This is a genomic window from Micromonospora sp. AKA38, from assembly GCF_027925725.1.
GTDB lineage: Bacteria > Actinomycetota > Actinomycetes > Mycobacteriales > Micromonosporaceae > Micromonospora.
Map to the genome: position 1 here is coordinate 526817 of NZ_BNEI01000003.1, position 14151 is coordinate 540967.

The window sequence follows — 14151 nt, forward strand, 5'->3', positions numbered from 1 at the left end:
ACGCCCGTCGGCGTGGCCGACGGGCGTGAGGTGGAGCGAAGCTCCCCCGATTGGACTCGAACCAATAACCTGCCGGTTAACAGCCGGCTGCTCTGCCAATTGAGCTACAGGGGACCGTGCACCGCCCGGCTCGGATCTTCCCCGCGCCGTGCGACGGGAAAAGAATACAGGACATCGGGGGGTGGCGCGCCAGGGGGTTTGCCGGCGGCGCAGAATCGGGATAAATCGTCATCTCGGCACAGGCAGGCATGAGCGGCGAGCAGGATGGGTAGTTAGCCACCAACAGAGTTCAGGGACGGAAGGAGCCGCCATGCGCGGAAAGATCATGTTTCTTGGCGGGCTGGCAGCGGGGTTCGTCCTGGGCGCCCGTGCCGGCCGCGAGAAGTACGAGGAGCTGGTGGTCCGCGGGCGTAAGGTGCTCGACCACCCGACCGTCCAGGAGGCGGCCGGCGTCGCGCAGGCTCAGGCGACCCGGCTCTACTCCGAGGGCAAGGACAAGCTCGGCCAGACCAAGATCGGTGAGAAGATCTCGACCGGCAACGGCAGCAAGCCGGGGCTGAGCGACGCCGACAAGCCGTTCGCCGGCACGCCGGCCGCGGTGGGCAGCAAGGCCGGCACCAGCGGTACGGGGTCGACCGGCGTGACCGGTTCGACCACGACCGGCACGAGCACCAAGCCCAACGGCACGAGCAGCACCCTCTGACACAGACGGACAGCGGGCCGGCTCACCCTCGGGTGACCGGCCCGCTCCCGTGTGTCCTCCCCCCGCACGTCACGCCGCCGTGACGCCGGTGTGGCACATTCTCCGGTGGGGAGGTGGACGATCACATGACGATGGTCGGACCGGAGACCGCGGATCAGGCGCGGCTGCTGCGACTGCTGCGCGACGACGGCCCCCGGTCCCGGGTCGAGCTGGTCGACGTCCTCGGCCTGCCCCGGGCACGATTCGCCGCCGAGGCGGACCGGCTGGCCGCGCAGGGCCTGGTGGAGACCGCGGGGCCGGCCGCGTCCCGGGGTGGTCGCCGCTCGTCGTTGCTGCGGGTCGGCGCGCAGGTGCGCTTCGGCGCGGTGCTCGTCGGCGACGGCCGGCTGCGGGTCGCGCTCACCGACGGCGAGCTGAACCCGCTCACCCGGATCGACGAGCCCGTCGACGTGCGACTCGGCCCCGAGGTGGTGGTCGGCCGGGCGGTCGAGCTGCTCGGCAAGCTGCGGGCCGAGGCCGGGCTGACCCGGCTGACCGGCGTCGGGGTGGCGCTGCCCGCGCCGGTGGCGGTCAGCGACGGCACGCCCGTCTCCCCGCCCGCGCTGCCCGGCTGGCACCGGTTCCCGGTACGCGACACGCTCGCCGCCGAGCTGGGCTGTCCGGTGCACGTCGACAACGACGCGAACGCGATGGCGCTCGGCGAGTCGCACGCCGGCACCGGCCGCCCGTTCGACGACTTCCTGTACGTCAAGCTCGGCGACGCGATCGGCTGCGGGCTGGTGCTCGGCGGTTCGCTCCACCGGGGCGCGACGAGCGGCGCCGGCGACATCGGGCACCTCCAGCTGGCCGAGGACGGGCCGCTCTGCGGCTGCGGCAACACCGGCTGCGTCGAGGCGTACTGCGGGGACGCCGCCCTGGTCCGGGAGGCGGTGACGGCCGCACGGGCCGGGCGCTCGACGGTGCTGGCGGAGCGGCTCGCGGCGGCCGGCGCGCTGACGGTGGCGGACGTGGCCGCGGCGGCGACCGAGGGCGATCCGGCGGCGCAGACGCTGGTCCGGGACGCCGCCCGCCGGCTCGGGCAGGTGCTGGTCGGGCTGGTCAGCTTCGTCAACCCGGCCATCGTCATCATCGGCGGCGCGGCGCCCGGCATCGGGCCGGTCCTGCTCGCCGAGATCCGGGGCGTGGTCTACCGGCGCTCCACGCCGCTGGCCACCGGCAGCATGCCGATCGTCCTGTCCGACCTCGACGACCGCGCCGCCCTGATCGGCGCCGCCCGCCTCATCAGCGACCAGGTCTTCACCACCCGCTGACCCCGAACGCCACCGCGTCTGCCCCGCCCGCGCTGGTCGCAGCCACTACCTCAGCTCCGAACCTGACCAGCGGCTCGTTGCGGCAGCCTGTCCCCTGCGTCGGCCCGCTGGCGCGAACAGTGGTGCGACGCCGCTCGTTTGCCTCTCGCGTCCTACAAACTTGATGGCGCAGGTGGGTCACGGGCGGCGCGTCCAGCCGGACCGCCTCACGGGACCGGCGGTGGGACGCCAAGGAATGCCACGCAGGCCATCAGACATCCATACCGTTCCACCCACGCCGTCACCCCGCCGGGGTGGGTGTCCGGCCGGCAGCGAGGCGGCCCGCCGGGTTGACACAGCCGTCCGGATCAATGGAACCACGACGACAGGGCAGGCCAGGGCAACGGCAGCGGCCGGACCAGCGAGACCAGGGCGGCCTGCGGCGGGCCCAGCCGGGCCGCGACAACCACCGGACGAGTGGAGTCACGGCAACCGCCGGGCGAGTGGGGCCGGGGCGGCGGGCGAGTGGGCCGGGGCGGCGGGCGAGTGGGGCCGGGCCGGCGGGCGAGTGGGGCCGGGGCGGCGGGCGGGAGAGGCGCGGCGGTTGGCGACTCGTCTGTGCCATCAAGGTTGTAGGCGCCGCGAGGAATGCCCCGGGGTCGCGCCAGGGCTGCCGCGGCCGACGTGCCGGAGGGGGCACGTCGGCCGGGCCGGGGGTGTCAGTCGCGGCTGCTGAAGGCGGCGTCGAAGGCGGCGGACGGGGCGTCGAAGGCGAGGCGGCGGACGAACTGGAGCGCCTCCGGCGCGCCGACCAGGCGGTCCATGCCGGCGTCCTCCCACTCGATCGAGATCGGGCCGTCGTAGCCGATCGCGTTCAACGCCCGGAAGCAGTCCTCCCACGGGACGTCACCGTGGCCGGTGGAGACGAAGTCCCAGCCGCGCCGCAGGTCGGCCCAGGGCAGGTGGGAGGCGAGCCGGCCACGCCGGCCGTCGCCGGTGCGGACCTTCGCGTCCTTGCAGTCCACGTGGTAGATCCGGTCGGCGAAGTCGAAGATGAAGTTCACCGGGTCCAGCTCCTGCCAGACGAAGTGCGACGGGTCCCAGTTGAGCCCGAACGCCGGCCGGTGCCCGATCGCCTCCAGCGTGCGCTTCGTGGTCCAGTAGTCGTACGCGATCTCGCTGGGGTGCACCTCGTGCGCGAAGCGCACGCCCACCTCGTCGAAGACGTCCAGGATCGGGTTCCACCGGTCGGCGAAGTCCTGGTAGCCGCGCTCGATCATGGCGGGCGGCACCGGCGGGAACATCGCCAGCGTGTGCCAGATGGACGACCCGGTGAAGCCGACCACGGTGCGTACGCCGAGCTTCGCCGCGGCCCGCGCGGTGTCCTTCATCTCCTCGGCGGCGCGGCGGCGCACCCCTTCCGGCTCACCGTCGCCCCAGATCCGGGCCGGCAGGATGTCCTGGTGCCGCTCGTCGATCGGGTGGTCGCAGACCGCCTGCCCGACCAGGTGGTTGGAGATGGTGAACACCTGGAGGTTGTGCTTGGCGAGCGTGTCCCGCTTCCGCTCGACGTACGAGTCGTCGGCGAGCGCCTTGTCGACCTCGAAGTGGTCACCCCAGCAGGCGATCTCCAGGCCGTCGTAGCCCCACTCGGCGGCGAGCCGGCAGACCTCGTCGAACGGAAGGTCGGCCCACTGGCCGGTGAAGAGCGTGATGGGTCGCGCCATTGTCGTTCTCCCCTGTCGTGATGGGGGATTCCGTTGCGGGCCGGGGCGAGGGCGACCGGGGGACGGCGACGGCCGGCACCGGTGGACGCGTGAGCGTCTGCGCCCGACGGGTTGCGCCTCCCGACGGGTCACCGGCCACCTCGCGGTCGCCGTCCCCACTCTATGGCCTACCTCACGGCAGGGTCCAGCGCTGGTTGGCGGCCCCGGTGCAGGTCCACAGGTGCACCGGCGTGCCGTCGGCCGAGTTGTTGCCGGACACGTCCAGGCACTTGCCGGACTGCGGGTTGCGGACCGTGCCGTCGGCCTGCGCCGACCAGTTCTGCGCGCCGCTGCCGTTGCACGTGTAGAGCTGGATCTTCGTGCCGTCGGCGCTGCCGCCGCCCGAGACGTCCAGGCACTTGCCCAACGCCTTCACCGGCCCGTTCGGGGTCACCGTCCACGTCTGGGCCGTGGACCCGTTGCAGGTGTATAGCTGGATCTGGGTGCCGTCGGCGGTGGCCGCGTTGCGCACGTCCAGGCACTTGCCGGCCAGGCCCTTCACCGGGCCGGTCCCGGCCGTGCCGCCGCCCCGCACCAGCGTGAAGTCGTCCACGTCGAACAGCCCGGACCCGCTGCCGGTGAACGTCAGGTACACCGTCTGGGTTCCCGACGGCACGCCGCTCAGCGCGGTGGTGACGTCGGCGAACGTGGTCCAGCTCCCGGTGTTCGGCACCGCCACCTGGCCGAGCAGCGTGCCGGTCGGCGAGCCGGTGCGCACTCCGATGGTGCCGCCGGGCCCGCCGGAGACCACCCGGGCCCGCAGCGACGTCACGCCGGTCAGGTCCAGGTTCTGGTACGCGGCCCAGTCGCCCGGGTCGACGTACCCCAGGGTCTGCCCGCCGTTGGCGCCGGCCTTGGCGAACGCGCTGACGCCGCTGGCCGAGCTGAACGCCTCGGCCTGGACGGTGGTGGTGCCGCCCGGCGGCGGGGTGCCGCCCAGTTCCTTGATCCGGATGTTGCGGAACGACGCGTCGTCGCCGGTGCCGTGGTTCTGGATGCCGATGTGCCCGGCGAGCGACCGGACCGGGTCGGTGTTGGTGAAGTCGTTGACGCGCACGCCGTTGAGGAAGACCTGCAACCGCTCGCCCTCGACCAGGATCTCGTAGGTGTTCCACTCCCCCGCCGGGTTCAGCGCCGCGTCCCGGGCGGCCAGGTCGGCGGACTTGAAGCCGTAGATCGCGCCGGTGGTCTTGTCCGCCGAGTCGGTGGGGTCGATCTGCACCTCGTAGCCGTTGTTCACCGCCGAGTTCGGGTCGCTCGACGGTGGGAAGCCGACGAACACCCCGGAGTTGTCGTCGCCGGCCAGCCGCCAGTCCAGCTTGAGCGAGTAGTTGGTGAACTGCTTCGCGCTGTACCAGTAGAGGCCCATGCCGCCGACCGAGGTCAGCGTGGCGTCGCTGTTGGTGAAGCTGCCCGGCCCGGCCTGCGACCAGCCGGTGGTGCCGCCGTCGTAGAGCGCGGTGTAGCCGGTCTCCGGTCGGCAGTCGGCCTTCGTGCGGCCGGCGGCGTAGCGGATGCCGCCGAGCAGGTGCGCGCGGAACGCGGGCTCGGCGTACGACGCCTGGGTGTGCCCGCCGCCGGTGTAGAACGACCGGCCGCCGCTGTACGTCTTGCACCAGGCGTGCGGGTGGTCGCCGCCCATCGAGCCGCCGCTGTACGTGGACTCGTCGAGGCTGGCCAGCACGTGCGCGGTGGAGCGTGCGTTGGTGCGATAGTCGTACCACTCGTCGGTGCGGTTCCACCGCTGCGGCAGGTGCGCGGTGGCGGCGTGCGCCCGGTCCTCCACCTTGACCGTGGCCGGCTGGATCGCCGGGTGGGACGCGAACCAGGCGCCGACCAGGTTGCCGTAGAACGGCCAGTCGTACTCGGTGTCGGCGGCGGAGTGCACGCCGACGTACCCGCCGCCACCGCCGATGTACGCCTCGAACGCGGCCTGCTGGGTCGCGTTGAGCACGTCCCCGGTGGTGTTGAGGAAGATCACCGCCTCGAAGCGGGCCAGGTTGGCGGTGGTGAACTGGGTGGCGTCCTCGGTCGCGGTGACGGTGAAGTTGTTCGCCGCGCCCAGGTCACGGACGGTCTGCGTGCCGACCGCGATGGAGTCGTGCCGGAAGCCGGCGGTCTTGGAGAAGACCAGCACGTCGTACGGGGCGTCGGCGGCGCTCGCCGGGGTGCCGGCGACGGTGGCGGCGACGGCGGTCACCGCCACCAGCGCGGTACGGAGGAGTCTCATCGGTGTTCTCCTTGCCATCCTCACGGCAGCGTCCACTTCTGGTTGGCGGCCCCGGTGCAGGTCCACAGGTGCACCGGCGTGCTGTCGGCCGAGTTGTTGCCGGACACGTCCAGGCACTTGCCGGACTGCGGGTTGCGGACGGTGCCGTCGGCCTGCGCCGACCAGTTCTGCGCGCCGCTGCCGTTGCACGTGTAGAGCTGGATCTTCGTGCCGTCGGCGCTGCCGCCGCCGGAGACGTCCAGGCACTTGCCGTACGCCTTGACCGTCGAGTTCGGCGTGACGGTCCAGGACTGCGCGGCCGTGCCGTTGCAGGTGTAGATCTGGATCTGGGTGCCGTCGGCGGTGGCCGCGTTGCGCACGTCCAGGCACTTGCCGGCCAGGCCCTTCACCGGGCCGGTGCGCACGCTCGACGTGGTGATCGTGAACGCGTCCAGGTCGTAGAGCGCTCCGGTGCCGCCGGCGAACGTGAGGTAGAGCGTGGTGGTGCCGGCCGGCGGGTTGGTGATCGTGCCGGTGACCGTGGTGAACGAGTCCCAGGCGCCGGTGACCGGGACGGTGGCCGAGCCGAGCACGGTGCCGGTGGCGGAGCCGGCCCGCACCTGGAGCGTGCCGCCCGCGCCGGCCGAGGAGACCCGGGCGGTGAAGCCGGTGGCGTCGGCGAGCAGGTACGGCTGGAACGCGATCCAGTCGCCGTTGTTGATGTCGCCGACGGTCTTGCCGCCCTCGGCGGTGCCCTTGTCGAACGTGTTGATCCCGGACGAGGTCTTGAAGTGCTCGGCCTGCCGGTGCCGGGGCTGGAGCGTGTGCTGGGTGTGCGTGGTGAGGCCGCCGGCGTCGGTGTACTCGGCGTCGAAGATGGCGAAGATGTTCGCCGCGTCGTCGTGCTCGCCGTCGACCGGGATGGCGATCGTGCCGGTGCAGCCGGTGGCCGAGGTGATCTGGTGGCCGTGCTGGTCGTGCCCGAGCACGTAGGTCATCTTGACCTTGGTGCAGTCGATCGTGCCGTCCTCCGGGTCGGTGACGGTGATCCGGAACGGCACCGTGTCGCCGAAGGCGAACAACTTGCCGTTGCCGGGCGTCTCGATGACCACGGTCGGCGCGGTGTTGCCGACGGTGATCGTGACGCTGGCGGTGCCGGTGGCGCCCTGCGGGTCGCGGACGGTCAGCGTGGCGGTGTAGCGGCCGTTCGCCGCGTAGGTGTGCGACGGGTTGGCCGCCGTGGAGGTGCCGCCGTCACCGAACGCCCAGGCGTACGTCAGCGCGCCGCTCTCCGGGTCGGACGAGCCGGCCGAGGAGAACGCCACGGTCAGCGGCGCGGTGCCGGAGGTCTTGTCGGCGGCGGCGCGGGCCACCGGGGCGCGGTTGCCGCCGCCCAGGTAGTCGAAGCGGTACAACGCCGAGTTGGCGTCCCCGTTGAAGTAGCCGGTGCCGTAGTCGAGCACGTAGTAGGCGCCGTCCGGGCCGAACGCGGAGTCCATCACCTGCTTGCCGGTCCACGGGAACGCGTCGATGGTGCCGGGTGAGCCGTCCGCGTTGACGTGGATCGGCTTGATCCAGCCGCGGCCGAACTCGGTGGCGAAGAACTGCCCGTCGAAGGACTGCGGGAACTTGGTGGTGGACGGGTTCGCCGCGTCGTACCGGTAGACCGGGCCGCCCATCGGCGACTCGGAGCCGCCGCCGAACTCGGGCGGGCTGCCGGCGTCACCGGCGTAGCGGATCCAGGCCGGCTTGGCGGCCGGCAGCGTGGTCAGGCCGGTGTTGCGGAACGAGTTGTTGGTCGGGCCGCCGGTGCAGTTGAACTTCGCGCCGGCGGTGCCGGTGGCGAAGTCCCACTCGGCATACGTCTCGGCGGCCGTGTTGGTGCCGGTGCAGTACGGCCAGCCGTAGTTGCCCGGCCCGGTGACCCGGTCGAACTCGACCTGCCCGGACGGGCCGCGCGCCGAGGTGGTGCCGGCGTCCGGCCCGTAGTCGCCGACGTAGACGACGCCGGTGGCCTTGTCGACGCTCATCCGGAACGGGTTGCGGAAGCCCATGGCGTAGATCTCCGGGCGGGTCTTCGCGGTGCCGGGCGCGAAGAGGTTGCCGCTCGGGATCGAGTACGTGCCGTTGGCGTTGACCTTGATGCGGAGGATCTTGCCGCGCAGGTCGTTGGTGTTGCCGGCGCTGCGTTGCGCGTCGTATCCGGGGTTGCGGTTGGTCCGCTCGTCGATCGGGGCGTAGCCGGCGGAGTCGAACGGGTTGGTGTCGTCACCGGTGGAGAGGTAGAGGTTGCCGGCGGCGTCGAAGTCGATGTCGCCGCCGACGTGGCAGCAGAGTCCGCGGTCGGCCGGCACGTCGAGCACGTCGACCTTGCTGGCCTGGTTGAGCGTGAAGTCGGCGTTGAGCGTGAACCGGGAGAGCCGGTTGACGCCCTGCCAGGCGGAGAAGTCGGTGCCGGTGGCCGGCGCGTCCCCGGCCGGGGTGGACAGCGGCGGCGCGTAGTAGAGGTAGATGTGCCGGTTGGTGGTGAAGCCGGGGTCGACGCCGACGCCCTGCAACCCCTCCTCGTCGTGGGTGTAGACCGGCAGCGTGCCGATGGCGGTGGTGACGCCGGCCGCGTCGGTGCGGCGCAGCGTGCCGTTGCGGGCGGTGTGCAGGACCGACCGGTCGGGCAGCACCGCGAGGGAGATCGGCTCGCCGGTCTCGGCGACGCCGCGGGCGAGTTCGACCTGCTGGAAGTCGCTCGCCGAGATGGGGTGGGCGGACGCCGGGACGGGCGTCGTGGCCAGCGTGACGGTGCCGGCGGTGACCGCGAGCAGCAGCGCCGCGCCGGCGGCGAGCCGTCGTCGGGCCGGAGGGTGGGGGTGGTGGTGGGGGTGGCTGGACATGCCGTGCTGTCCTTCCTGACGCGCGCAGCCAGGACCGGGCGCGCGTCGCGCCGGATGCCGAAAGGGGGGAGCGTTGTGCTGGCCACGACATTAGGACCTTTCGATCAGCGTGTCCATAGCTTCTGATCGATCAGCTTTGACTTTTGACGCGTCACGACAAAAGTCGGGTCAGGCGCGGCGCTCGACGGCGTGTTCCGCGAGCGTGGCCAACGCCCGCCGCGCCGACGCCGCCAGCGGCAGCGCGTCCAGCGCGACAAGCGCCGCGTCCGCCCGCGCGCGGATCATCCGTTCCACCGTGTCCCGGGCCCCCGACGCCTCGATGAGCGCGCGGGCCTCGGCGGCCCCCGCCTGGTCCAGGGCCGAATCGCCGACCAGTGCCCGCAGCCGGGCCGCGCCGGCCGGACCGGCCGCCGCCCGGGCCAGCGCCAGCAGCACCGTCGGCTTGCCCTCCCGTAGGTCGTCCATGGTGGACTTGCCGGTCACCGCCGGGTCCCCGAACACGCCGAGCAGGTCGTCGCGGAGCTGGAACGCGTCCCCCAGCGGATCACCGAAGCCGGCCAGCGCGGCCACCACGTCCGGCGCCGCGCCGGCCAGCGCGGCCCCCACCTGGATCGGCCGGGTCACCGTGTAGCGGGCCGTCTTCAGCCGCACCACGGTGAGCGCGCTCGCCACCGAGCCGTCACCGGTCGCCGCCACCACGTCCAGGTACTCCCCCGCGATCACCTCGGCCCGCATCCGGGCCAGCAACGGATGCCCCCGGCGCAGCCGCCCGGCCGGCAACCCGCAGCCGTGGAACATCTGGGCCGACCAGGTGGCGCAGAGGTCGCCGCAGAGCAACGCCGCCGCCCGCCCGTACGCCGCCGGGTCGCCCGGCCAGCCCGCGCCGGCGTGCAGCCCGGCGAAGTGCCGGTGCAGCGTCGGCTCGCCGCGCCGCCGGTCGCTGCGGTCCAGGATGTCGTCGTGGATCAAGGCGAACGCGTGGAACAGCTCCAGCGCCGACGCGGCGACCACGATGGGCTGCCCGTCCGGGCCGCCGAAGCCCCGCCAGCCCCAGTAGCAGAACAGCGGGCGCAGCCGCTTGCCACCGGCCAGGACGAAGCGGCGCAACGCGGTGTGGACGGCCCCCGTACCGTCGTCCGGCCGACCCGGCCGCCGCGCGTCCAGGAACGCGGCGAGCGCGGCGTCGAAGCGGCCCCGCAGCAGGGCCGGGTCGGTCCGGTCGACGGCGACGGTCATGGGGCCTCCCGGGCCAGTCCGGCGAGCTGGAGCAGCAACGCCTTGACGTCGGTCGCCGCGACCCGGGAGCGGGCCGCGGCCGGGTCGGAGCAGAGCAGCACCGGCCCGTCCGCCGGGTCGGCGGGCAGCCGGCCGTGCGAGCCGCGCACCGCCCGCGCCCCGGCGTCCAGCCCGACCACGCTCATCAGGTAGCGCATCCCCAGCTTCTTGCGGGCCAGCGCCACCGCCGCCCGGCGCTTCGCGGCACCCGGGGCGGCCGGGTCGAAGAACAGCTCCGCCGGGTCGTAGCCGGGCTTGCGGTGGATCTCGACCAGCCGGGCGAAGTCGGGCGCCCGCGCGTCGTCCAGCCAGTAGTAGTAGGTGAACCAGGCGTCCGGCTCGGCCACCAGCACCAGCTCACCGGCTCGGGGATGGTCCAACCCGTACCCGGCCTGCCCGGCCGCGTCCAGCACCTCGGCGACGCCGGGCAGCGCGGCACAGCGCTTCGCCACCGCCGGCACGTCCGCCGGGTCCCGCACGTAGACGTGCGCCACCTGGTGGTCGGCGACCGCGAAGGCCCGTGACGTCCACGGGTCGAGGTACTCCATCCCGGCCTGCGTGTAGACGCGCAGCAGCCCCTCGGCGCGCAGCATCCGGTTGACGTCCACCGGGCGGGAGACGTCGGTGATGCCGTACTCGGAGAGGGCCACCACGGTCGCGTCGCGCTCCCGCGCCGCGTCCAGCAGCGGCCCGAGCACCGCGTCCAGCTCCGCCGCCGCGGCGGCGGCCTGCGGCGCGGACGGCCCGAAGCGTTGCAGGTCGTAGTCGAGGTGCGGCAGGTAGACCAGGGTCAGGTCGGGGGCGTGGTCGGCCAGGATCCGCTGCGCGGCCCGGCTGATCCACGCCGACGACGGCAGCCCCGCGCCCGGCCCCCAGTAGCTGAACAGCGGGAACGTGCCGAGCGCGTCGGTGAGCGTGTCGTGCAGCTCCGGCGGGTCGGTCCAGCAGTCCGGCTCCTTACGCCCGTCGGCGTGGTAGACCGGGCGCGGCGTGACCGTCCAGTCGACGTCCGCGCCCATGGCGTACCACCAGCAGACGTTGGCGACCCGGTAGCCCGGCTCGACCCGGCGCGCCGCCTGCCACACCTTCTCGCCGCCGACCAGCGCGTGGTGCTGCCGCCAGAGCAGCACCTCGCCGAGGTCCCGGAAATACCAGCCGTTGCCCACCACGCCGTGCCCGGCGGGCGGCTCACCGGTCAGGAACGTGGCCTGCGCCGAGCAGGTCACCGCCGGCAGCACGGTGCCCAGCTCGGCCGCGAAACCCGCCTCGGCCACCGCGCGCAGCCGGGGCATGTGCGCCAGCAGGCGCGGCGTCAACCCGACCACGTCGAGCACCACCAGCCGCCGGCTCACGAGGGCACCCCCGCCGCCGTGGCCAACCCGAGGCCGGTCAGCTCGTCGCGGGCGAAGGCCAGTTCGGCGGCGATGCCGGCGGCCAGCTCCGCGTCGCCGCGCGGCCGACGCGCCGCCGGCAGCACCCCCCAGGTGTACGTCTCCACGTCGAGGTGGTCGCAGCCGGCGGCCGGGCCGGCGAACAGCGCGGCGAGCGCGGCCCGCAGCACCGGCACCGTGGAGCGCAGCGGCGGCTCGGGTGGGGCGTGCAGCGGCACGTGGTAGTGCACCCGCCACGCCCCGGGCAGCCGCGCGTCCAGTGCCGCGTCCAGGTCGTCGGCGGCGTACGCCGGGTCGGCCGGATCGGTGGCGCCGGCGCAGCCCGCCGCGCGGGTCTGGTGCAGGAAGCGTGGCTCGACGAAGCGGCGCAGCGCGGCGGTCGCGCCGGCCGGGTCGGGGGCCTCGACGGCGGCGGAGACCTGCACCTTGACCACCGGCAGGCCGGCGTCACGCAGCCGGGCCAGCGCGTCGGCCGGCGCCTCCCAGGCGCACGCCAGGTGCGCCAGGTCCAGGCAGATCCCGAGCCGCTCGGTATCCATGGCTGACAATACCGCGCGGGCCTGTCCGGTGGACTCCACCAGACACCCCGGTTCCGGCTCGAAGCCGACCCGGACCACCCGGCCGGTGTCCCGCTGCACGTCGGCCAGCCCGGCGGCGAGCGCGTCGAGCATCCGCCGCGCCGACTCGGCCCGGCCGGCGTCCCACGGCGTGCGCCAGGCCACCGGCAGCGTGGAGACCGAACCCCGGGCCGCGTCGTCGGGCAGCAGGTCGGCCAGCACCCGGGCCAGGTCCAGCGTGTACGCCAGCCGCGCCGGCGTGGTCCAGTCCGGCTGGTACACCGCGCCCTTGACCACCGGGGCCTGGAACGCCGCGTACGGGAAACCGTTGAGCGTGACCACCTCCAGCCCGCGTACGGTCAGCTCGTGACGCAGCCGGCGGCGGGCCGCCGGGTCGGCGGCGAGCGCGGCGGCGGCCGGGGCGGCCAGCCACAGTCCCAGCCCGAGCAGGTCCGCGTCGAGGCGGCGACGTACCGCGACCGCGTACGTGTCGAGCTGCGCCAGGACGCCCGGCAGGTCCTCGGCGGGGTGGACGTTGGTGCAGTAGCCGAGATGGACGGTGCTGCCGTCGGCGTGCCGCAGCCGCATCACTCGCCTCCACGCAGGATGGAGTTGCCGGCGTACGTGGGCGCGGGCGCGTCCACGTCGCTGAGGTCGAGCCGGCCGGACTGGCCGTAGAACTCCACCGGGTTGCGCCACAGCACCCGGTCCACGTCGTCGGCGTCGAACCCGGCGGCCAGCATCGCCTCCCCGGTGTCCCGGGTGAGCAGCGGGTCGGAACGCCCCCAGTCGGCGGCGGAGTTGACAAGCATCCGCTCCGTCCCGTATCTCCGCAGCAGCTCGACCATCCGCGGCGGCGACATCTTCGTCTCCGGGTAGATCGAGAAGCCCAGCCAGCAGCCGGTGTCCCGGACCAGCTTCACGGTCACCTCGTTGAGGTGGTCGACGAGCACCCGCCCGGGCGCGATGCCCGACTCGGCGACCACCGCGAGCGTGCGTTCGACGCCGCGTGCCTTGTCCCGGTGCGGGGTGTGCACCAGCGCGGGCAGGTCGTGCGCGACAGCCAGCGCGAGCTGACCGGCGAACGCGGCGTCCTCGGCCGGGGTCATCGCGTCGTAGCCGATCTCGCCGACCGCGACCACGCCGTCCTTGTCCAGGTAGCGCGGCAGCACGTCGAGCACCGGCCGGCAGCGCGGGTCGTTGGCCTCCTTCGGGTTCAGCGCCACGGTGGCGTGGTGCCGGACGCCGAACTGCCCGGCCCGGAACGGCTCCCAGCCGACGAGCGAGTCGAAGTAGTCGACGAAGCTGTCCACGCTGGTACGCGGCTGGCCCAGCCAGAACGCCGGCTCGACCACCGCGCGCACCCCGGCGGCGGCCATCCGCTCGTAGTCGTCGGTGGTCCGGGACGTCATGTGGATGTGCGGGTCGAAGATGCGCATGTCACGCCTCCGTGGTGGGGATGGTGAGCCGGTCCAGCAGGTCGGCGGCGTCGTCGGGCATGCGCCGGCCGGCGGCGTGCCGTTCGGCGGCGTACGCGGCCAGCATCTGCGCCAGCTCGCCGTCGGCCCGGTCGGTCAGACTGTCGACCACGGCCAGCGGCACGCCGGTGAAGACGCACTTGAGCACCGCCTGCCGCCAGGCCGGCTGTTCCAGGTGCCGGGCGTAGGGGCCGAGCGCGGCGGCGACCAGCCGGGTGTCGTTGGTGCGGATCGCGTCGTGCAGCAGCGGCACGCACTCCGCCCCGATCGGCAGCAGCGGCAGCGCCCGCAGCACGGCCCGCTTCTCGGCCGCGTCGCCCTCCCGGTAGAGCGTCTCGGCCGCGCCGGCGTGCCCGGTGGGCAACGCGGAGAGCAGCAACGCGCGGGCCGCCTCGTCGACCGTCCAGCCGGGCGGGTCGGGCACCGGCCCGCGCCCGCACCGCCGGGCGGCGGCGGCGAAGTAGCGCGGGATCGCCGCGGGTTCGGTCGCGACGCGGCGCAGCGCCGCGTCCAGCCACTGCGGATCGGGTACGCCCCGCAGCGCGGCGCGCAGTCGGTCGGGTGTCATGCCGTCTCCCCTCTGCCGGGTGGTGGA

At 73.6% G+C, this 14151-nt stretch carries 10 protein-coding genes and 1 tRNA gene; 2 read left to right on the top strand and 9 right to left on the bottom strand.

Going from position 1 to position 14151, the window contains the following annotated elements; genetic code table 11:
• Window positions 1-41 precede the first annotated feature (41 nt).
• Window positions 42-114: transfer RNA gene (locus tag TPA0908_RS10855), tRNA-Asn, on the bottom strand.
• 196 nt (window positions 115-310) lie between these two features.
• On the opposite strand from TPA0908_RS10855, the gene TPA0908_RS10860 reads away from it, so the two are divergent.
• The gene (locus TPA0908_RS10860; protein ID WP_281937089.1) at window positions 311-703 is read left to right on the top strand and encodes a hypothetical protein; all 393 of its coding nucleotides are present in this window, start codon (window positions 311-313) and stop codon (window positions 701-703) included.
• A 125-nt stretch (window positions 704-828) separates the two neighbouring features.
• The gene (locus TPA0908_RS10865; protein ID WP_281937091.1) at window positions 829-2013 is read left to right on the top strand and encodes an ROK family transcriptional regulator; all 1185 of its coding nucleotides are present in this window, start codon (window positions 829-831) and stop codon (window positions 2011-2013) included.
• Window positions 2014-2711: 698 nt separating this feature from the next.
• Here TPA0908_RS10865 and TPA0908_RS10870 read toward each other — a convergent pair.
• From TPA0908_RS10870 to TPA0908_RS10905, 8 genes are all read right to left on the bottom strand, one after another.
• The gene (locus TPA0908_RS10870) at window positions 2712-3719 is read right to left on the bottom strand and encodes a sugar phosphate isomerase/epimerase family protein (RefSeq protein WP_281937093.1); all 1008 of its coding nucleotides are present in this window, start codon (window positions 3717-3719) and stop codon (window positions 2712-2714) included.
• A 172-nt stretch (window positions 3720-3891) separates the two neighbouring features.
• The gene (locus TPA0908_RS10875) at window positions 3892-5988 is read right to left on the bottom strand and encodes a ThuA domain-containing protein (protein WP_281937095.1); all 2097 of its coding nucleotides are present in this window, start codon (window positions 5986-5988) and stop codon (window positions 3892-3894) included.
• 20 nt (window positions 5989-6008) lie between these two features.
• Complete coding sequence (locus TPA0908_RS10880) at window positions 6009-8855, bottom strand: RICIN domain-containing protein (RefSeq protein WP_281937097.1); 2847 nt, start codon at window positions 8853-8855, stop codon at window positions 6009-6011.
• A 168-nt stretch (window positions 8856-9023) separates the two neighbouring features.
• On the bottom strand, window positions 9024-10091 hold the full coding sequence (locus tag TPA0908_RS10885) for a polyprenyl synthetase family protein (RefSeq protein WP_281937098.1): 1068 nt from the start codon (window positions 10089-10091) through the stop codon (window positions 9024-9026).
• The gene (locus tag TPA0908_RS10890; protein WP_281937100.1) at window positions 10088-11482 is read right to left on the bottom strand and encodes an alkaline phosphatase family protein; all 1395 of its coding nucleotides are present in this window, start codon (window positions 11480-11482) and stop codon (window positions 10088-10090) included. The genes TPA0908_RS10885 and TPA0908_RS10890 overlap by 4 nt, the downstream gene beginning before the upstream one ends.
• Window positions 11479-12666: a metabolite traffic protein EboE gene (gene eboE / locus TPA0908_RS10895; protein WP_281937103.1), complete on the bottom strand. Its 1188-nt coding sequence runs from the start codon at window positions 12664-12666 to the stop codon at window positions 11479-11481. The genes TPA0908_RS10890 and eboE overlap by 4 nt, the downstream gene beginning before the upstream one ends.
• A complete protein-coding gene (locus TPA0908_RS10900) occupies window positions 12666-13517 on the bottom strand; it encodes a TatD family hydrolase (RefSeq protein ID WP_281937105.1) in 852 nt (283 codons plus the stop codon). The genes eboE and TPA0908_RS10900 overlap by 1 nt, the downstream gene beginning before the upstream one ends.
• A gap of 1 nt (window position 13518) precedes the next feature.
• A complete protein-coding gene (locus TPA0908_RS10905) occupies window positions 13519-14124 on the bottom strand; it encodes an EboA domain-containing protein (RefSeq protein ID WP_281937107.1) in 606 nt (201 codons plus the stop codon).
• Between the last annotated feature and the right edge of the window lie 27 nt (window positions 14125-14151).